Annotated in this window: 14 protein-coding genes; 1 reads left to right on the forward strand and 13 read right to left on the reverse strand. The window is 47.0% G+C overall.

The window, feature by feature from the left end; translation table 11 throughout:
- The 12 genes from I2H74_RS19675 to I2H74_RS19730 form a co-directional block, all read right to left on the reverse strand.
- Positions 1–1,654, reverse strand: a 1,654-nt coding sequence (locus I2H74_RS19675; protein ID WP_229106875.1) for a DUF5696 domain-containing protein, incomplete at its 3' end; no start/stop codon positions are given.
- Positions 1,654–3,807 (reverse strand): YIP1 family protein, encoded by a 2,154-nt coding sequence (locus I2H74_RS19680; RefSeq protein ID WP_195575956.1) that lies wholly within the window; start codon positions 3,805–3,807, stop codon positions 1,654–1,656. The genes I2H74_RS19680 and I2H74_RS19675, both read right to left, overlap by 1 nt.
- Positions 3,808–3,826: 19 nt before the next feature.
- Positions 3,827–4,735 carry a carbohydrate ABC transporter permease gene (locus I2H74_RS19685; protein WP_195575957.1) on the reverse strand — a complete coding sequence of 303 codons (909 nt, stop codon included), beginning with the start codon at positions 4,733–4,735 and terminating at the stop codon, positions 3,827–3,829.
- A 1-nt stretch (position 4,736) separates the two neighbouring features.
- A complete protein-coding gene (locus tag I2H74_RS19690) occupies positions 4,737–5,726 on the reverse strand; it encodes a carbohydrate ABC transporter permease (RefSeq protein WP_195575958.1) in 990 nt (329 codons plus the stop codon).
- Positions 5,716–8,706, reverse strand: a complete 2,991-nt coding sequence (locus I2H74_RS19695; protein ID WP_324254114.1) for an extracellular solute-binding protein — start codon at positions 8,704–8,706, stop codon at positions 5,716–5,718. Before I2H74_RS19695 ends, I2H74_RS19690 begins: the two co-directional genes overlap by 11 nt.
- A 13-nt stretch (positions 8,707–8,719) precedes the next feature.
- Positions 8,720–9,835, reverse strand: coding sequence for an ABC transporter ATP-binding protein (locus I2H74_RS19700; RefSeq protein ID WP_195575959.1), 1,116 nt, complete (start codon positions 9,833–9,835; stop codon positions 8,720–8,722).
- Positions 9,836–10,335: 500 nt separating this feature from the next.
- Positions 10,336–11,310, reverse strand: a complete 975-nt coding sequence (locus I2H74_RS19705; RefSeq protein ID WP_195575960.1) for an ABC transporter ATP-binding protein — start codon at positions 11,308–11,310, stop codon at positions 10,336–10,338.
- Positions 11,311–12,288, reverse strand: a complete 978-nt coding sequence (locus I2H74_RS19710; RefSeq protein ID WP_195575961.1) for an ABC transporter ATP-binding protein — start codon at positions 12,286–12,288, stop codon at positions 11,311–11,313.
- Between the two features lie 8 nt (positions 12,289–12,296).
- Positions 12,297–13,229, reverse strand: a complete 933-nt coding sequence (gene opp4C / locus I2H74_RS19715; RefSeq protein ID WP_195575962.1) for an oligopeptide ABC transporter permease — start codon at positions 13,227–13,229, stop codon at positions 12,297–12,299.
- A gap of 15 nt (positions 13,230–13,244) precedes the next feature.
- Entirely contained in the window at positions 13,245–14,201 is a 957-nt protein-coding gene (locus I2H74_RS19720; protein WP_195575963.1) for an ABC transporter permease, read from the reverse strand.
- 100 nt (positions 14,202–14,301) lie between these two features.
- Positions 14,302–16,053, reverse strand: coding sequence for an ABC transporter substrate-binding protein (locus tag I2H74_RS19725; RefSeq protein ID WP_195575964.1), 1,752 nt, complete (start codon positions 16,051–16,053; stop codon positions 14,302–14,304).
- Positions 16,054–16,597: 544 nt separating this feature from the next.
- Entirely contained in the window at positions 16,598–17,959 is a 1,362-nt protein-coding gene (locus I2H74_RS19730; RefSeq protein ID WP_195575965.1) for a polysaccharide deacetylase family protein, read from the reverse strand.
- A gap of 156 nt (positions 17,960–18,115) precedes the next feature.
- Between I2H74_RS19730 and ytvI the strand changes: the two genes are divergently transcribed.
- A complete protein-coding gene (gene ytvI, locus I2H74_RS19735; protein WP_195575966.1) occupies positions 18,116–19,258 on the forward strand; it encodes a sporulation integral membrane protein YtvI in 1,143 nt (380 codons plus the stop codon).
- Positions 19,259–19,333: 75 nt separating this feature from the next.
- Here the strand turns inward: ytvI and I2H74_RS19740 are convergent, their stop codons facing one another.
- Positions 19,334–21,142, reverse strand: coding sequence for a peptidoglycan D,D-transpeptidase FtsI family protein (locus I2H74_RS19740; RefSeq protein WP_195575967.1), 1,809 nt, complete (start codon positions 21,140–21,142; stop codon positions 19,334–19,336).
- Positions 21,143–21,340: the final 198 nt, after the last annotated feature.

A 21,340-nucleotide genomic window follows, 5' to 3' on the forward strand; every position in this document is an offset into this window, starting at 1 on the left:
CATCCAGTGTAACCTCGTGCCCCTTGTTATGGGCGTACTCGATAAAGTGCTTCATGCCGTCATTTCCGCCAATGCCTTTGTCTATTGGAAAATGGCCGCCGAAGTCGCTCATGCCGCCCTTTTGCCAGCCTGCATAGTTGATCGCCATCTTCTGAACACCGACTGCAGTCAGCTCATTGATGATCTCCTCGGCCTCTGCTGTCGTTGTGAGCGATTCATAGGTATCCCACAGGAAGCCTTCTCGGGAATCCGCTCCAAGCAGATGAACAGGCAGCCGTATGTCATCATCCTCGGCCTGGATGCGCTTTAGTCCCTCTTCATCCATCAGCACTTGGCGATAGCGCGCTGCCATGCCTACATAGTCCGCGGAATGGGTCTTGCCGTCCAGGAAGTAGTAGCGAACGGATCGATCACCTGCCGTCCGCTCTTTGTTGAAGGTTTGGAAACCATTGCGCTTGCGCTTATCCGTAGGCTGGAAGAAGCGCTGCCGATACGTAAACTCGGCTGTCGCCCAGTTATATTGATTCATGGACTTGGATGGCGCTGCCAGCACATTCGCGTAGACAGCTCCGTCGTCGATCACAGCGAGCAAAGCTTGATCCTGTGACTTGACGCCAAATACTGGCATGCGAACAGGCTTGCGAATAGAGAACGAATTATTGTTGTTGCTAAAGGCAAAGTCCTCTCCATACACACGTTCAAAATAAAAATTGTTGTTCGGAGGCCGGTCCTTCTGGAACTGAATCAGCGTGCCCGGGCCGTCTGGGATAAATAAATAGCCGTCTTCTTTATCAGAAGTATAGGAGCCTAGGAACGGATACAAGCGTAGTGCGGCAATGCGTGCATTCTTGTCTTTCTTCTTGCTGTTCGCCTCATACTCTGCCATTTCCTCAGGACTCTTCCCGTCCTTAAAGCCTTCTTCCAGAATCTTCGTCTCAACAAAGTCGTCCGTTAGCACTACCTCGATGGGAACGACGAACCCGATGTTCTCCATCTTGTAGGTCAGCCGAAAGCCAGAATCCGTAATCTCAAAGTTCTCCATAACCGCTTTTTGATCGATCACATTCGTTTCCTTGATCTGATCCTTGCGGACGTTGAACTCTACATATTTGATAAAAAGAGGAGACTGCATATGCTTCTTCCAAGCATTCGTGTTGTCCTTGTCATTCCAGCCGTACTCATCCGGGAAGGACTTCCACTCCTGTCCGTTTCGCTTATCCTTTACAGTGAAATGCCCTGTCTTCGGATCAACATACAGCTGCAGCTTTTCATTCTCGCTTGCAAGCTGGAAGGAACGCTCACGAGGAAAGAGTGAGCTGTAGCTGTTCTTGACCTTCTTGGCCGCATTTGATGAAGAAGCCGAAGTTTTTGATGAATTGCTGCCGGAAGCCCCTTCGGACTCACTGCTATCGTCATCATCAGCATCCTTATTCTCCCCCTCATCGGTCGAATCAGCAGCATTCGCGTCCTCTTCTTCAGAGGAGGCCGACTCTTTTGCAACGGCATTCGTTTGATCTGAGCTTGCAGCTTGTGAATCCTCCTGACTGGACGTCTTCGTCTCTGCTGCCGTGGAGTACGTGACGATGGTCGCGCTCGTCATGGCGATCAATACAGTCAGGATGAGAATTCGCTTCAACCTAACGGACATCAGCATCACATCGACACCTCCTGATAGATGGTATAGAAGAAATTCTGAAGCTCAGAGGATAATCCCACGATGATGGATATGAGCACCCATGCAATCATCATTGCAAATGCAGTCAGGAACACATTCGCGACCGTTTCTCCAACGCTGTAGTTCTGCAGCGATTGAATCTTCCAGAAGAAGAGCAATCCGCACCACAGCAGCATGCCCGTTTCAAAAAAGCTGTAGATCGACATCTCGCTTGCGGTCATAACATTGGACACAGCAGCTAGTGGCAATCCAAGAATCACGATCGGGAACAAGGCGTAGGAGCTGCCGACGAATACATCCTTGAAGCGAGCCTCCCCTTGCCTAATGCTGCCGATGAGATAGTTGCAGACAACCCAGGTCAGCCATGTTACGAAGATCGCGATCAAAAATCCGCTGCTTCGCTCATTGCTCGGAACAGGCATAAAAGTAAAGCTCGTAAAGTATTCCTTCATCAAAAGGACCAAGGCAACCAGCACAAGCAGAATGCAGGCGCTAAGATATCCACCCTTTTGATGATATCTGAGGTCGCTAAATCCATCGATTGGATGACGCAGTATCGTAAAGGCCTGCTTTAACTGGACGAGCAGCTTCTGCCTGCCCAGCACATTACGTACCTTTGCACGCTTCAGGTGGAGCCACTTGAGCTTCTTCTTGCGGCTGTTCAAGATGAGCAGCACCAATAGCGCAATAAAGAACAGATTGGCTACCAGCGTGAAATGATGCTGAAACCACTGCAGGCGAAGCTGCCAGAAGGAATCAGAGTAGCCGCTTGCATCACCGGCAAGCTTGAATAAACGAAGTGCTTCCTTGTAATCCTCCTTGTAAAAGGCAGCCTCCGCGAGGCCCTGATAGGCAGGCGAATACAGTGCGTTCAGCCTCAGAACCTCCTGCCAGATTGGCTCGCTCTCCACGTACTTGCCCTCTTGGGACAAGGTCGTGGCTTCATGCAGCAGCATGCCGAACTCTGTCGGCTTCAGCACATGGATCAGATTCTGCGAATCATCCAGCACATACAACTCATTTTTGGAATTCGTGTCAACTGCAACAGGACTTTGGCTGATACCCAGCTGCGGCGAGCCTATCGTTACAGGTCCTACCCAGAAGAACAGCAGCTCGCCATTGGGCCCGTACTGCGTAACTGCATTCGATACTTTATCGATCGCGACCAAGTTGCCGTTGCGGTCAACCGTAATATCCGTAAGGCCCGACTTCTGCTCTTCCTGCTTCGGATCAGCCGACTCTGTGTTCGCGCTGCTCCCCCGGTTGCGAAACCTAGGCTCAATGCCGAATATTTTCTCCTTCCATTGGTTCTCCCCGCGGATATTGAGTTTTTTCACCTGCTCCTTATCTGTCGCGGAAACCGTATAAATAAAGCCTTGCTCATCAATATGAATATTTCGAATCGTAGCAGGCAGCGTGCGGACTTGACGGCTCAGCTGCTCCTCGGTGTACAGAAGCTTCCGCACGATGTCCATCAAGGATACCTCGGTCAAGTTCGTACCGTAGAACCCGTAGAAGTTTCCGCTTGGATCAAACTGAACAACACCCTGATAGCTCCCGTTGCTGATGACATACATAAAGCCTCTTTCATCCACAACGAGATTGGTTGGCTCATAATGAAACGACTCATCGATAAAGCGGGATTCCGGCCGCCCATACGCTGCAAGCTGATCACCGCTTGATGAGAGCTTCAGAATACGCTTATTGCCTGTATCCGCCACATAGATGACGCCCTTTGGCGTTACAAACACACCTTGCGGAGACTTCATCCCCTCTGCCGTAATTTCTCTTACGAAGTCTCCATCTTTATTGAGATGCACGATCCGATTATTGTCTGTATCAGCAATGTAAATGTCATCCTTGCTATCGATAAACAAATCCTGCGGGCGCTTTAGCGGTGAATATTCAAGCCGCTCTGCCCCATTCTCCATCTGCTTTTTATAAATGTTGTCGCCCACCACGGTGAACGGATAATATGCCGCCTGACTCGGGATCGTCCGATTGTAGCCGTCCTTGCTGAATGTCGTGTAGGGCGGTTCCGCAGACGCCAAGCTAGGAAACAAGGCAGCCATTATCATCGATAAGACCATCATTATAAAGATGAGCCGTTGTCTACCCCATCGCTTTTTCATGAATGAACCTCCGTAATCCCTACTTGATACCCGAATGGGCCATCGTCTGAATGACTTTTCGCTGAGACAGCAAGAAGATAATTAGATTCGGCACGAATATAATCAAGGATGCCGCCGCTGCAACCCCTTGTCTCGCAACGGTGTTCGCAAGATTGGAAGTAAGCGATTCCACATAGAATGGCAGCGTCTTCATCGCATCGTCCTGCATGAACAAGGCGGACGTCTCCGAATTCGTCCAGGCCGTCTGGAATGATAGGATCGTAATGGTCGCCATCGCCGGCGTCACAATCGGGATCATAATGCGAATAAAGATTTGCCATTCACTTGCGCCATCGAGCTTCGCTGCCTCGAGCAGTTCATTTGGCACCTGATCCATAAACTGCTTTAGCAAAAAGACGCCTACCGGTAGTGCAAGAATTGGGAGCACATGCCCCCAATACGTATTCATAATGCCTAGTGATTTCACGACGATGTAGCGAGGAATTCCCATTGTCTCGACTGCAATCATAATGGAGAGCAAAATCACACCGAACACGATCTTTCTTCCGGGAAACGGATGCTTAGACAGCGGATAAGCACACAGGGCGCCAAAGATGACCATCCCTACAGTAGAGAGCACCGTCACCATGATGCTGTTAAAAATAAACCGGGTTACCGGTAAAAAGGTGTCCTGCGTCGCATGAAGCAAATCCGTAAAGTTCTGAATTGTCGCCTGCTGCACAAAGAACGTCGGCGGGAATAAGAACAACTCATGCAGCGGCTTGAAGGCATGGTTGAAAATAAAGACAAGCGGCAGCAGCATGAATGCAGCGAGCAGCGTCAAGAGAATAAGCAGAAAGATCTGAGTGCGATCCATGCTGCGGAAGTCGCTCCGGTATAAGGACCAGGATCTCTCCACTGACCCTCGTATTCGTTTCAGCCACGTCATGCTATTCATCCTCCTTCGGGCCTAGCAGCATCCATAGGAATCGGCTGAGCAGGATCGTCAGAACAAGCAGCACAATCGAGATCGCACTTGCGTAGCCAAGCTCAAGCCGTGTAAAGCCAAAGTCCTCGATATGGTTCATGAAGAGCTGTCCAGAATAATCCGGCGTGGGGTTCATCCCGGACAGCTGGGTCCCGATTCCGCCCGCCTTTAATGTACCGACGATAGCCATGACAGCTGCAAAGAGCATCTGCGGCTTCATCATAGGAATCGTAATGTACCAGATTTCCTGCAAGCGGCTTGAGATGCCATCAATTCTTCCAGCTTCGTACAACGTTCGGTCTACATTCAATATCCCTGCCAGGATGGCAAGAAACCCTAAGCCCATGCTGGACCAGATCGAGACGACAATCATGATGCCAAGCAGATAATCCTTATCAATCGTGAGCAGCACAGGCTGATCGATAAAGCCCCATTTTAATAGAAAGCTGTTGATGTACCCTGTCCGGTCACCTGTAAACATAACCTGCCAGACAACAACCATTGCAATCCCGCCAGTCAGGGATGGGGCATACATGGCAAGCGCATACCATACGCGAATGGTTGAAGGAAGCTGTGCAATCAGCCATGCCAATACAAAGGAAAGCACGTAACCGATTGGGCCAACGAACAGGGCGAACTTGAAGGAGTTCGGAATGACATGCTTTAGAAAAATGACGTCTTGCGAGAACAGATTCTGATAGTTCATCCAGCCCGCCCACTTCGGAAACTCAATGGAGTTGAAGTACGTAAAGCTAAGCGCGATTCCCGTCAACACCGGAATAATGATAAACAAGCTGAACACGATGAGGAAAGGGGCAATAAAGAGATAGGAAAGCCGGAATCTCCACATTTCTCTCATCTTGTCCTTCAGCATGCGTCCTAAGCTGCCTCTAAGCTTCGGATTCGGCGCTGTTACAGGCTGCTGTACGACTGGTGACGCTTCATTCGACAAGGTGATCCACCCCTTCCCACGGTTTATCCATATCCGGCAGCTGAAGCGGCTTTAGAACCTCGCCATTAGGCCCGATAATATCGAACTCCTGCTGCTTGCGCGCAAGTTCCCGATTGATTTCCTTGATCGCCTTTTCAAGCGATATTCGAGAATTCTCGGAATCGACGACCGTTCGATTCCAAGCAAAGCCAAGCTCGCGATCCGTCATATATCCGCCAGGCACCTGAGGAACTTCCTTCGTCCACTTCCACTGCTCCAAGATGACGCGAAGATCTTCAGGCTTCCACGGCATTCTTGCAAATGCCTCCACATTAGCCGTATTCCAGCGGAAGGTTTCGCCGTAATACTGCTCAAGATTAAGCCCGAATTCCGTCTGAATCTCAGGAGACATATACCACTGAAGGAACTGCCAAGCTTCTTCCTGCTTCTGTTTGGAACTGCCCTTAAACAGCATTGCATTGGTAGGATTGGAGCCTCCGGACCAGCGAACGAAGCTGCCGTCCTCCTGCTTCGTGCCTGGGATCGGAGCAATCGCCCAGTCATTTGCAATCTCTGGTGCTGCCACGAGCAGTTGGATGTACATATTAAAGTCGGAGATGCCAATCGGAATATCTCCTCTTCTAAATTGGTTGTAGAAGCTCTGCACCACTCGCTCCAAGCCCTGAACATTGTAGAAGTCCGTCCACATCTTATAGGACTTAAATGCATCTGGCGTATCGAGCCCTGTCTTCAGCCCGTTTGACGTGTACATGTCCACATTGTTCTGGAATAGAATGGGCGTGTAGTCGACAGGGTCCATATAGAAGTTGTAATGATTCTGCAGCAGAGTCGGCAGGATTGTATAAACATCGTCCCACGTTTCCGGAACCTCAAGGTTCAGCTGCTCAAGAATATCCTTGCGGTAGAACAGCACCTTGAAGCGAACCGTCTCCGGCACGCCGTAGTAGCCGCCGTCATAATAAAGCGGCTGCAGCATACCTGGATTGTATCTGGAGAAAAATTCATCAGCACCGGGAAGCTTTGATAAATCAAGTGCAGCATTACGAAGCGCCATATCGAACGGAACGTTGACCGGCACTCCCAAAGCTACATCCGGCATCATTCCGGAAGCATTGGCAAGCGTCAGCAGCTGCGCATTCTGAATCAGGTTAATGTGAACCTTAATTCCCGTCTCTGGCGTAAAGCGGTCATTAACGAGCCGCTGCAGCTCGTCGACATAGTCACGGCCCCAGATCATCCATACATCGAGAACCTCCTCATCGTTGCTCTTCGTCGTTGAGCGATCCTGGAAGGAGTAGAACAATGACTGGAACATGCCACCTGTCTTCTGCCAGAAACTTGACGACATGCTCGGAAGCTTCTCATCAAACGGAGCGACCACAATCTGATCCAACTGAAGCGGACCATCCATCAGGAGCGAGCGATTGGATTCCAGCGATTCCTGTACCGTCGCAATTCGTTCTTTCGCATATGGAATTTCATTTGGCTTACTCAGAATGCTTTTCATATCGGCTGCACCATTTTTAAGCATCTGCGCAACATTATCTGTCTTCGGATTAATCGTCTTCATTTGATACTCAAGCGTAATAAACTGTTCTCGTATCCGCTCTAACCGTTCAATTAGGCCAGGAATGTCCTTTTCCACATTCCACACCCGGTATTTGTCTTCGCGGTTGCCCGTTGCCATGCGAAGCTCCAGCAGAATAGACCTGAGCTCCTTCGAGATATGATCCATCTCCATGATCATTGGCATATAAGGCTCGTAATGGACTTCCATAGTGAGCGTGTGCTCGCCCTTTGTTAAATAAAAGGCGTAGGGTTCTCCCTCTTGGTCTGACAATTTAATGCCTTTCCAATCGGCATCATAGGGGAATTGAACATGCTTCATCTCTTGAAATGGAATCTCACCGTCGATATAGAGACTTCGAAACACCGACATATTCTTGACGGTGCTTTGATTGCCTCGCATCGCAAGCTTATAGATTCCATCCTGAGGCACTTCAAGCGTCCAGCTGACCGATTGCCCGCCCTTCATCCACCTTGAGCCGCCAAGCGTGTTGTAGGCAATCTTGCCAAGCGACTTTGGAGAAGTAGCAGGGTCCCGATCATACACATTCTGAATGGAGGTCGAGTTTTTCTGCGCAAATTGTTCTGCTTCAATCACGACCGCCGCTCCCTCTTTCCCTGCATCTGAAGGGTACGAACTTTTCACTTCTTCATAGGTCGGAAGCTTCGCCACAGGCTTGACTGTTAATTGATGCAGGGCGACTGGCTGCTGCAGCACCTGCAACCGGATCGTATTCTTGCCTTGCTTCAGATGCCACTTCAGCGGAAGCGCGTAAGCACCATTGGATTCACGAAAAGCCGTTTCTTTCCAGCCGCTTATTTCTTCGACCTGTGCACGAAGCTGATTGCCAAACTCGTCATGGCGATCGGTGTTGACATCCCGATAATATCGCTCAAGAACGATAGACCTCGCTTCATTAAATGGATAATCCCCGTTGATGAGAGCAGACAACAGTACAGGCTGACGGTTCCCTCCATCGCTTACAGGAAGCGGATAATAATCGGTCCAGATCTCGTACAGCCCTTCCTCCTTAACCTCTATCTCATACTCAAGCCAGCCCTTTTGATTGGACCAGATCAAGGCCTCTGATTTTCCTTCATAGTCCTTTACTTCAAGCTTGGCTTCTTGAGATTTAGCTTTATATTGGGATGCTATAATGGAATACTCCTTGGTGCCATCCTTAATGCCTGCTTTCTCCCACTGGTTAAGCGTTTCAAGATAATAAGGCTCGATCTGCGATTCCTGACTGCTGGTATACGCACTCTCTGTGGCTTTGCTTACCGCTTGCTTAGACTCTGCATACACGGAAGGCTGATCACTATTAAGCTTTAATCCGATGATGCAAACGCTTGAAGCTATCACTAAGCTAATCATGATGAAGCTCTTTCTCCATCGGTGCATGACGTGCTTCACGACTCCACCCTCCTTACTTCGTCAGAAGCATTTCCGTATCTTTGTGGAAAAATAATGCCTTTTCCATGTTCACTGCAGCTGTAACTGTGCTGCCATCCTCACTGTGAAACCCTTCGCTTGCGCGAGCGACTAGCGGACGCTCCTGCTTGATATCAATGTGATAATAGCGATCTGAACCGACAAACTCGTTGAACTGAAGAACGCCTGGAATGACAGCCGTAGAAGCCTCTATACGGTGCGGTTCAAAGCTCATATGCTCTGGACGTATGCCCATCATGATCGCACGATCTAGGAGATTATGCTTGCGCAGCATGCTCTGATGCTCAGGTATCAAGGTAAGCGCAAAGCGATTCGTATGGAATTGCAGCTGACCGTCTCGCTCCTGAAGCTTGCCTTCGATAAAGTTCATTGGCGGATTGCCGATAAAGTTCGCAACGAACATATTTACTGGCTTGTTGTAGATCATTTCTGGGGAATCCACTTGCTGAATCAGTCCGCGATTCATCACAACGACGCGATCCCCCATCGTCATTGCCTCGATCTGATCATGCGTAACATAGATGGTTGTAACTTCAATCTTGCGATGCAAATTAATAATTTCCGAACGCATCTGCACCCGAAGCTTCGCGTCGAGGTTAGAAAGTGGCTCATCCATGAGGAATACCTGCGGTGTACGCACGATAGCTCGACCAAGCGCAACCCGCTGCCGCTGTCCCCCGGAGAGCTCTCTTGGCTTCCGATCCAAGAAATTCTCAATCTCAAGCACTCGCGCCGCACGCTTCAGCGCTAGGTCGATCTCATGCTTTGGCAGCTTCCTTAGACGAAGACCAAAAGCAATATTCTCATAAACGCTCATATTGGGATAAAGCGCATAATTCTGAAACACCATGGAAATGTCTCGATCCTTTGGAGGTATATCATTGACGAGCGTGTCACCAATATATATTTCGCCATCGGATACGTCCTCTAAGCCTGCCAGCATGCGAAGCGTGGTGGACTTCCCGCATCCCGATGGGCCAACGAGTACGATGAATTCTGTATCTTCCACGCTTAGATTGAAATCGCTTACAGCAATCTCTTTGTATTTCCCATAACGTTTATAAACCTGATTAAACAGAATATTGGCCATTGCGATCCCTCCCGAGTTTATAGCTATTGTACTTGGGGGGGTGTTAATTTGGTGTTAAAAAAGATTAAAGCGATTCAACCCTACTAAAATCGCATCCTGTATTGTTAGAAATAAAATTGAGAATAGAGTAAGGATGGAAATACTGATCGATTGTGATATTTGGAAAATGAAAAGAACTCTACTAAGGAAATATCGTTTGGTAGACGAAGGATAGCAAGCGACCGCGATTCAAAGCGTACCTATAGTCTCCTAGATGGATTCTTATTGCCTAGGCCAATTGTTAATGCAATCAAAAATATAGGGGGAACTCATCGATTAGATTTGATTAGCTATCATTGCATTTGGATGTTATTGACCCGGAATAATAGATGAATGCGTCGCAAAAACAAAAAGCGCAAGTCCTCAGGGACTTGCGCTTTTGCAATATGCATTCATAGATGTGAGTAAGGTCTCGGCAGTAGAACCCTTACCTCTCGATCTATTCAATATAAGTGATAGAATTAGAACTCGCCAGCAAAGTGACAAGCAACAAAGTGATTGCTTCCTGCATCCTTATATTCCGGTATTTGCTGCTTGCAAATATCTTTTGCAAATGGACAGCGAGTATGGAATTTGCAGCCAGATGGTGGGTTCGCCGGGCTCGGGATATCCCCTTGCAGCACGATACGCTCAGGCTTCTTCGTTGGGTCCGGCACTGGAACCGCAGACAGCAATGCCTTTGTATACGGGTGCAATGGATTACTGAACAATTCATCGCGAGAAGCCATCTCAACCATGGAGCCAAGGTACATCACACCTACACGGTTGCACAAATGCTCAACAACGGACAAGTCATGGGAAATGAACAAGTACGTCAAATCATTCTGCTCTTGCAGATCAGAAAGCAAGTTGATGATCTGTGCTTGAATCGATACGTCAAGTGCCGATACGGGCTCATCCAACACCATGAATTCAGGCTTCAGGATTAAGGAGCGAGCAATACCGATACGTTGGCGCTGACCACCTGAGAACTCATGCGGGTAGCGATCAATATGGTAAGGCGCAAGACCGCAGATCGACAAGATTTCCTTTACACGATCGCGAACCTCAGATTTTGAAACGATGCCATGATCGACGAGTGCTTCACCAATCGCTTCTCCAACCTTAATACGAGGGTTCAAGGAGCTGTATGGATCTTGGAAGACAAGCTGAATCTTCGGACGCATTGCACGAAGCTCTTTCTTGTTCAAGCTGTGCAGGTCTGTACCTTTAAACGCTACAGAGCCGCCGCTCTTCTCAAGCAAGCGAAGGACAGTACGACCAGTCGTAGACTTGCCGCAGCCGGACTCACCTACAAGTCCTAATGCTTCCCCTTTGTTCAATGAGAAGGAAACGCCGTCAACTGCTTTGACATGGCCAATCGTTCTTTGGAATACACCGCCTGTGATAGGGAAGTATTTTTTTAGGTCTTTAACTTCAATTAATGGCTGAGTCATTTACTTCCCCTCCTTATCGTACAGCCAGCAAGCCGTCTTATGTTTATTGTCATAAATATTAAGATCAGGCTGCTTCTGCACGCAAATTTCCATGCAGTGCTCGCAACGATCGTTAAAGTAGCAGTTGTCTCCGAGCTCAACAGGGTTTGGTACTTGTCCAGGAATCGTGTATAAGCGAGCTTGACGGTCGCTTATAACCGGCTTCGCTTTGAGCAAGCCTTGTGTGTAAGGATGCTTTGGATTGCTGAACAATTCGTTTACTGGAGCTTCTTCAATGACTTTACCTGCATACATGACGACAACATGGTCCGCCATCTCCGCCACGACACCAAGGTCATGCGTAATCATCATGATTGCCGTATTGAATTCCTTTTTGATATCGCGCATCAGATCCAAGATCTGCGCTTGAATTGTAACGTCCAAGGCTGTCGTAGGCTCATCCGCGATGAGCAGCTTAGGATCGCAGCTAAGTGCGATCGCGATCATGATACGCTGACGCATGCCCCCTGACAATTCATGGGGATAAGAGTCGTAGATCTTCGCTGCGCGAGGAATGCCTACCAACTCAATTAGCTGAATCGCTTTCTTCTTTGCATCCTGCTTCGACAGCTTTTTGTGAATGCGAAGCGGCTCAGCAATTTGATGACCAATGGTCAGTACAGGGTTCAATGAAGACATTGGATCCTGGAAGATCATCGCGATTTCGTTTCCACGAAGATAGCGCATTTCACGTTCTTTTAGTTTAAGAAGGTCTTCACCTTTATATAGTATCTCTCCGCCAACAATCTTACCGGGTGCAGCGACCAAACGCATAAGGGACATAGCTGTAACACTCTTGCCGCAGCCAGATTCACCTACAACGCAAAGCGTTTCTCCTTCACGAATAGAGAAGCTTACGTCATTTACCGCCTTGACCACACCAGAGCCTGTATAGAAGTTGGTACGAAGATTGCGGAATTCGATTAAATTGTTTGACATATCTATCCCTACCTCTTCGACTTAGACTTAGGATCGAATGCATCACGCAGTGCATCCCCGACAAAGTTAAAGGACATAACGGTGATAAACACACATACACCCGGTGGAATCCAGAGCCACGGGCGCTTCTGGAAATCAATCAAGTTGTTTGCCGCGGAAATCATATTCCCCCAAGATGGTGTCGGAGGAACAACCCCAAGACCCAAATAACTGAGTACGGATTCCATCAAGATTGCGCCACCAACAGCTAGCGTTGCGTTAACGATAATGATTGGAATCGTATTCGGAAGCAAGTGACGTAAGATCTTTTTAGAGTCTCGAAGACCCAAGGATTCCGCTGCCTGCATGAATTCCTGCTCACGCAAGCTCAAGATTTGTCCGCGTACGAGACGCGCAAGGCCTGGCCAACTTAAAATACCAAGCAAGAACATAACAATATAGATACGCTCTGACGGTGGAACCTTCCAATCGGAAAGGATACTACCAAGAATAATAAGCAATGGCAAAGATGGAATAGACATCATAATGTCAATGATTCGCATGATGATCGTATCGACCCACCCGCGATAGAAACCAGCAATAGCACCGAGGAGGCTACCGATGGAAACCGATACCATCATGGCAACAAAACCTACCAATAGCGAGATTCGACCCGCTAACATGACGCGCAACAAGATGTCTCGACCTAAATTATCTGTACCTAGCCAATGAGCTGCAGAGGGAGCCTTGTTGCCGTTGCGAATATTCAAGGTATCTATCGTATAAGGCGATAATAAAGGACCAACAAAACAAATAATAAACATGAGCACCAGCATAACGATACCAAAGATCGCAAGCTTGCTTTGACGCACTTGGCGGAAAGCAAGCGCCCAAGGAGAGGCGGATTTTTCCTTTTGCCCACCTGCTTGTGCTACATTTGCATTAACTGTAACTTGGGACACATGAATTTCTCCTTTCTATTTCAGACGTACGCGAGGGTCTACCAGTCCATATAACGTATCGGCTAGCAAATTCCCTAATACGGTTAGGAATGATAGGAACATCAAGTATCCCATGAGCAGGAAGTAGTCACGGAAGTTTAGTGCGTCTAAATATACGCGACCAATACCCGGCCAGTTAAAGATTTTCTCTGTAATCATTGCTCCAGAGAACAATGCAGGAAGCTCAAATCCAAGCAGCGTGATTGCTGGAATCAATGCATTACGCAATGCATGCTTGAAAATAACCGTACTCTCTTTTACACCTTTGGCACGAGCAGTACGAATATAGTCCTGGTTGACGATATCGAGCATGCTTGTACGGAAATAACGAGTAAGACCGCCAACACCAAGCGCGGTTAGTACCGTTACCGGTAAGATCATATGTTCCAACAAGTCAAATACCTTCGCAAATCCTGTTGCACTACTTCCTGTTGTATACATACCTCCAACAGGTGCCCAGCCCATATCGACCGCAATAAACTTAATGGCTAGCAACCCTAGGAAGAACGAAGGAAGAGACATCAATCCGAAAACAATAAACGTTATAATTCCGTCATACAAGGAATACTTCTTGATTGCTGAAAACACACCAATAAATATGGCGATAATCCAAGTAAAGATCATGGAGAATGCTGCAACGATTACCGAGTTCCAAATATAACGGTCAATAACGGTCGTTACTTCCACCTTGTGTTGGAAGGAATATCCGAAATCTCCTTTAAGTGCATTGGATGCCCATATAAAATAACGCTCGGTTGTAGGCTTGTCCAAACCGTGAATTTTCTTCAACTCTGCCGCACGCTCAGCGGATATCGTCTGGTTCGAATCGATGAAGTTACCTGGAACCATGGAGAAAACGCTAAATAGGATGATCGAAACCCCAAGCAAGGTCGGAATCATCTGCAAAATGCGCCGGACGAGAAACTGTTTCATAAATATTCCTCCTAGCTACATATAAACCCAATGCTCAGCCACAACAGGGCTGAGCATTGGACAGACATGAAAGACTGTTAATGATGAAGTTATCTTATGATTATTGAACCTCGATCACGTTCAAATCAGATGTGAATTCTTTGTAAGGAGAAAGATCAAATCCTTTGATGCGGTTGTTGATCGACCACATATCCGAACGTTGGTACAAGTAGATGTATGGAAGATCTGTATTCATCTCTTGATAGATTTGCTTGAACAGTTCTTTGCGCTTCTCTTGGTCTACAGTAGATCCTGTTTGCTTGAAGAGATCATCAAGCTTAGTGTTAGAGTAGCCGATATCGTTTTGGGATCCGCCAGTCATATATACGTTTTGCATGGACTGTGGATCTGGAGTCAAGCCCCAAGCCATGAACAGCATATCGAAGTCGCCTTTTTTACGCTTGTCGATAACTGCGTTGAAGTCCATTTGCTCAGCTACGAATTCAATACCAAGCTCTTTATAGTTCGCAGTTGCGATTGGAATGATCGCGTCATTCACTGGGTTTGGAGAAGTTGCAGCAAAGTTGATTTTGAACTTCACGCCATCTTTTTCACGGATGCCGTCAGCACCTGGTACCCAGCCAGCTTCATCCAACAATTGTTTTGCTTTTTCAAGATCAAACTCATACTTTTCGATACCTTCATCAGTGTAAGACCATGAAAGGTCGGACTGAGGAACGTTAATTACTTTTGCGTAGCCTTGGTATACAGCATCAACGATTTGTGTACGATCCAAGCCATATGTCAACGCTTGACGAACCTTAGGATCTTTGAACTTCGGATCGTTGTGGTTCATCGCGATGTAGCCATAGCCATTTGTAGGGAAAATTTGTGTATCCAAGAATCCCATCGCTTTAATGTCTTCGACTTGATCTTTAGATGCTGTTGGGAAGTCCATATCCGTTTCACCTGTTTGCAGGTTGGATACCAATGTTTCCTCTGTTGTCACTTTGTAGATCAAGTTTTTCACTTTTGGTGCGCCTGCATAGTAATCAGGGTTTGCTTCCATTACGATTTCTTGCCCTGGAGCAAACTTCTTCAATGTATATGCACCGTTGCCAAGTGGTGTTGTAAATGTGTCTTTCATATAACCCAAGTTACCTTGCTTGTAGTCCTTGCCATAGTAGTGCTCAGGAATAACGCCGGAGCCTAATGTTGCAAGTGCCAATGGGTTAACGGATTCCATTGTGAATTCAATCGTTTTGTCGTTTACTACTTTGATACCGGAGATGGAAGTTGCTTTGCCATCTTTATAATCTTGTCCGCCTTTGATAGGTGCGGATTGCATAACGTCTGTTGGACCGTCATAAGAGCTATCGAACAACAATGTTCTGGAGAACGCGATGTCTTTAGCTGTTACTGGCGTGCCATCAGTCCACTTAATGCCGTCTTTCAACGTGAACGTATATGTCAAACCATCTTCAGACACTTTGTAATCTGCCATTTGTGGAGAATAAGATCCGTCCTTCTCGATCTTAACCAAGGAATCGAACAATGCTTCAGTTACATACATGTCGTATCTGGATTCTGCAAAAAGCGGGTTGAAGATACCGCTTGGAGCAGTCATACCGATAATGACAGTGTCTTTACGGTTTGTAGCTGCAGCTGGGTTCTTGCTAGGATCTGTAGCAGCGATTGTACCATTAGTGATGATTTCATCACTTCCGCCTTCATTCGTTGTACCTTCAGAAGAGCTGGAGTTCGTGCTGCCGCCATTGTCCGAAGAGTTAGCAGAGTCGTTGCCACCGCATGCTGACAATACCAATGTCAATGCGAGCATAAGACTCAATACGGTTAATAGTCTCTTTTTCACGTCTTTTCCCCCTAATCGATATAAAATACATCTACCCAAACCAGACTCTATAATCTACCAATGGATTATAGAGAATATTCGGCTCGCGCTTATAGAACAGTGGTCAAATGAGTCTGTATTACAGCTGTACCATAAGCAGGAAACGAATATTTTTCATAATACTATTATATAAATTTCGTTTTGTAAATGCCTATGTAAGGTTTCTGTTAAAATATTTTTAAGCTTCCTGATCACATTTTTTTATTGAGTTTCAACAAGTATCAAGCAATTTTTTCCTCAAAACCTCTTACCCTTTGTGGTTTTTCACCAAACGGGTAGACATTTGTTCTTTCTATAAAGACAATTGAGTAAATATGTTCTCGACTCGCGACCATTACTGAATACGATTCAAATTTTAATCACTTGCATAATGATGCATAAATATAAAAACAACTCGCCAGATGTAATAAATTACCACACCGGCGAGTTGCGAATATTGAATATGAGTTGTATGCCTAATGTTCATGGTTAGCATAGTCAAACGATAAAGATAAAATGAGTTCACCTATAGCGAAGCATTCTTAACGGACTGCTCAGCCCCATGAATAGCTGCCTCTACTTCGTGAGCAGAGAAATGATACCCTGGACCATAGCGCTTCATCAGATAATCAGTAGACATGACAATTGTCTTAGGGACAAGCTGATTTGCTTGCTGGCGCAATCGGTTCTGGCCCATTGGATGAATCACTCTCATCAATACCTTCAGGTATCGCTTCGTCATCCAACTGAACAGCCCCTTCGGCAGGTCGCGAATCGTAAAGCCAAATTGCTCTGGCCCCCGATGAATAAAGCTCACGCCATATAGTGCCTTTACCTGATGCAGCTCAGGATGATCTGCAACATAAGCCGCAATCTCAGGCAATGCCTTCTCAACATCTCGAATCAGCTTGATCGCAAGATGCACGTTGCTCTTCGAATGCTGGCCAATCTCATATAGATGCTGGTTGTCAAAATGAAGCTCCAGCACTTGATCTTCTCGTTGAAGCGTTACCCCATCATCCAAGGTGATGGCATTTCCATGATAAGGTCTTGTTCTAAAATGCAGAATTGGCTTGTCATGGCTTGCTGTCTTCAAGCCAAACACCAAATGGAACAGCTTCTCGTAGCCTAGCCACAGCTTTACTGTCACTTTCTTCATCCAAGAAGGATGCATGACGTTGTATTTCTCCGTTGTTCGGATCAACTCATCGATTCGGACGCAGCGCAGCTCTTTATCCTCTGCCTCTTGAAGATAACGCTCAAGTGCGATCAGCATCTGCTTAGGTGCATCGCGATCCGCACCAAATGTAAGTCCGCAATCATGCAGAAGCAGGACCTCCCCGCCTCTTAACTTCTTGCTCATTCGCTTATACAAGCGTTCTGCTCCCAGTCTCTTTCTCCAATCGCCAAACATCGCAGACCATAAAATAATCTGAATATGCCCAAGATTGCCGAAGTCGAATAAATTCACAATTCCCCAAGGCGGACGATAATACACCGCAGGCTTGCCGGTTATCTCCTCGATCATACCCGAGGTCTTATGAATATGGCGCTTGACCGTCTTCGGACGCATAAGCCAATTGCTCTTGTGTACATAGTTATGGATTCCAATCAGATGGCCTTCATCATGCATGCGCTTAATAAGCTCGGGGTGCTTCTCCGCATGGATGCCCACTACGAAGAAGGTTGCTTTTGCTTTATAAGTCTTCAACAGATCCAGCAATTTAGATGTATAGATAGGATCTGGACCATCATCAAACGTTAAAGCGATCTCTCGTTCGGAAATTCCCTTCCGAAAGACGCGAAATCCAAAAAGACGGCTAATAAGACCTGGGAGGAACGCATAAAACGTAAGGATATAAAACACCCACAGCAGTATGATTTCCATGCGTCTCGTTCCCCGTTTCTTATCTATATTTTTTTTCTTAAATATTGTATCATAACCGCGCACAGAATAGGGCATGTGAATTCAATTTCGTGTACAATAATACAATATGAACCAAGCACTCATCTTCATTTCTTATACCCAAAAGGAGGACCGTCGATGCTCGCTTTTTATCGAAAATATTGGCGAACGGCATTTGACATTGGCTTGATCGTGCTTACCGTCTATTTGATCATGCTCGCATTCAGCTACTTGTACGGTATCGCAACGCCAATCTTTCTAGCCTTTATCATTTACCTGATTATTGAACCACTGGCTAGATTCCTTGCCAAGCGCGGGATGAAGAAATCCATCGCTTCAGCTATATCCGTTATTATATTCGTCTTGATCATACTCGGTTCGTTGGTAGGAGCCGGAATTGTATTTACACAGCAAATGAGCGATCTCATCAGCCAGCTTCCCCAATATAGAGATATCGTCATCAAGGAGTCCACCGCACTCATCAATTACATACAAGCCAAGTACGAGACACTCCCCCATGATGTGACAGACCGATTGAATACATATATATCAGATTTTGCAGCTGTAGCGGAACAATGGCTTAAAACCTTTTTGAATTGGCTCGTTAATCATGTCGCCACGTTCTCAACCTTTATTTTCAATTTTGCCATTGCTATCGTTCTCGCTTACTTCTTAAGCACAGAGATTGATTCCTGGAGAAGGCTTGCAAAGGAGAAGACACCACGTACGTTCAAAAATGCATTTTCGTTTTTAAGAGACAATGTATTTCGAGGCTTGGGCGTTTACATCAAAGCGCAATCCATATTAATTTCGATATCCTTTAGCGTCATTTTCATATCATTCTTGCTGCTCGGCGTTAATAACGCTTTTTCCATCGCCCTGCTGTGCGCCTTGTTCGATGTGCTGCCGATTCTTGGGATTCCAGTCATATTCATTCCGTGGATCACGTACCTGTTCATCGTTGGCCACACTGCTCAAGCGATATGGCTGCTTGTTATATTAGTTACGGTTATGGTGACCCGCCAGATCCTAGAGCCAAAGATTACGGGAAATACGCTCGGGGTATCCGCCTTCACGATGCTTAGCTGTATGATCATTTCCTTATCCATCTTTGGTGTTGCGGGCCTGATCCTATCTCCCGTGCTGGTTATCCTTATCAAAGCCTTATTCGATCAAGGCCATTTGCAGCGATGGATTCGCATGCCTGTGGAGGAATTCGATTCCAATCCGCTGTCTCCCCATGGCGACGGTGCCGCTTCAAGTGTAGATCATACGAAGTAATAACTTCTATATACTTGTGAAAAGTGCTAAAGGTGATAGCCGCAGCAACGTACACATACGTAGTTGCGGCTATTTTCATAACCCTTTATCGAAATCAGCCAGCAGATCCATAACCTCTCCAAACACTGCAGTCGCACGATGCTTCCCATCGTTCGCCTCATCCTCTGAGACGACTGCGACCGCATAACGCGGCTTGTTGGCAGGGCCGTAGCCAACGAACCACGTATGCAATTGCTTCGTGCCGTAAGCACCTGCCTGCGCCGTCCCACTTTTCCCAGCGAGCGGCCAAGCTCGATTGCGAAGCGCCTTTCCCGTTCCCTGCTCAACCACTTGCTCCATCCAGTGCCTTAGATCATGAGCTGTTCTGGCCTTCAATCTTCTTTCAGACGCAGCCTCCTTTGCAAATGAGCTGATGACTGCACCTTCTTTATCTTCCATGCGCATCACAAGCCGCGGATGCCCAAAAACTCCTCCTTTTATAATCGTAACCATGGCATTGGCTGCGGCTAATGGCGTTATCCGGACATCACGCTGTCCGATGGAGGACTGTGCTTTAGCACCTTGGTCGCGGATTAACGGCTCAAGCTTTGAAAAAACACGCCCAGAGGCCTCATTTGGAAAATGAGACAATGCCTTATGCCCAAGATGATCATTTGAGACCAGACCCACAGGGCCAATGAAGCCAAGCTTCTCTGCATAGCTGTACATCTCTTCCTCTGTCATGCGTTCACTAAGCTCAGCGAAGGCTACGTTGCAGGACTCTGCAAAAGCCTCTTCCAGCGTCAGTGTGCCATGACCGCCTTTTTTCCAGCAGGATAAGCCATACTTGCCAAGCTCTCCATCGCAATGAAATGTCTCCTTGCGACTCACTTTGCCTGATTCAAGCGCCCATGCAGCTGTCACGAGCTTATACACAGAGCCTGGAGCTACAGCGTCCAAAGCGATATTGTTCCACGCATGATCCTGAGGGTCAATGTGCTCAGGATGATAGCTTGGAACGGACACCATGGCAAGGACATCACGATTAGTGGCATCCATTACAACAACAGATCCTTTTTTGAGTCCATGCTGCTTCATGATTTTAACGATTGGCTCATGCAGGCTCAGATCAGCGGTTGTAACAATACGCAGCGGATAATAAGGATTGTCAGGCTTTCGAACGCGAACATCCAATCCCGGGAGCGGCTTTAAGCTGGCATCCTGATAGTGCACAAATGTTACAGGACCAATACCTGACAACAACGGGTTAAAGGACTTCTCTAAGCCGTATGCGCCGCTGCGATGAATATACGACCAACCTTGGGCCTTCCCTCTATTCAGCTTTCGATCCCATTCAGATGGATTCGCCTGAATGGTGTACCCTACCCAATGAGGTGTCAACTCCTTCAATGGATACGGATCAGTGTAAGGAAGAACGCGTACACCCAACCATTGACGACCCTCAAGCCATTTCTTTTGGGCTATCGTTAGCGGTACCACTTTTTGCTGCTGATCCCGGAGAACAAAAGGCTCCGATGCCTTGCTCCATTTTTCCATAAGCGTATCGAAATTGACATTTACAAGAGCTGCAATTTCTTTGGCAGCAAGCTTCTGACTATTCGTAGTTTTAATAGGAAAGAAAATGATTGCATTTCCCATAGATCCTGTTATCGGTAAACCTTTCCGATCCACAATGCGACCTCGGCCATCATCCAGTACGATGCCCCGTTCCCGTTGGATGACCGACTGTTTGATTAGCGTATGTGGATCATGAGGCAGTGCTCGAAAAGCTTCTACAAATTGAAGCCATGCTAATCTCGCAACCCAAACCAACAGCACGCTTGTGATCAATAGCGTCGCGTAACCGATTCGTCTTAGTCGCTTAATATTGAAGTTACAACTCATCACAAGCACACCTCCAACCATCGAACCTATCTGTTTCTAGTATGGACATGTGCCTGCAACTTCAATCTGGCCCCTATAAAATGAAAGCAAAGATCCCCTGTCCTAATAACAGGGGATCTTGAACGATATACTGAACTAATGATATCTATTCAGCAGCCATCAACCATATGCTTTATTTCGTCATACCGTATTGCACGG

It is taken from the genome of Paenibacillus sp. 1001270B_150601_E10, assembly GCF_015558675.1.
In the GTDB taxonomy this organism is placed as follows: domain Bacteria; phylum Bacillota; class Bacilli; order Paenibacillales; family Paenibacillaceae; genus Paenibacillus_B.

Bases quoted from the DNA above. Each gene is read 5' to 3' on its own strand.
- ytvI (WP_195575966.1), top strand. From the start codon at position 18,116: ATGCTCGCTTTTTATCGAAAATATTGGCGAACGGCATTTGACATTGGC.
- I2H74_RS19680 (WP_195575956.1), bottom strand. From the start codon at position 3,807: ATGAAAAAGCGATGGGGTAGACAACGGCTCATCTTTATAATGATGGTC.
- I2H74_RS19685 (WP_195575957.1), bottom strand. From the start codon at position 4,735: ATGACGTGGCTGAAACGAATACGAGGGTCAGTGGAGAGATCCTGGTCC.
- I2H74_RS19705 (WP_195575960.1), bottom strand. From the start codon at position 11,310: ATGACTCAGCCATTAATTGAAGTTAAAGACCTAAAAAAATACTTCCCT.
- I2H74_RS19740 (WP_195575967.1), bottom strand. From the start codon at position 21,142: ATGAGTTGTAACTTCAATATTAAGCGACTAAGACGAATCGGTTACGCG.
- I2H74_RS19700 (WP_195575959.1), bottom strand. From the start codon at position 9,835: ATGGCCAATATTCTGTTTAATCAGGTTTATAAACGTTATGGGAAATAC.
- I2H74_RS19720 (WP_195575963.1), bottom strand. From the start codon at position 14,201: ATGAAACAGTTTCTCGTCCGGCGCATTTTGCAGATGATTCCGACCTTG.
- I2H74_RS19710 (WP_195575961.1), bottom strand. From the start codon at position 12,288: ATGTCAAACAATTTAATCGAATTCCGCAATCTTCGTACCAACTTCTAT.
- I2H74_RS19730 (WP_195575965.1), bottom strand. From the start codon at position 17,959: ATGGAAATCATACTGCTGTGGGTGTTTTATATCCTTACGTTTTATGCG.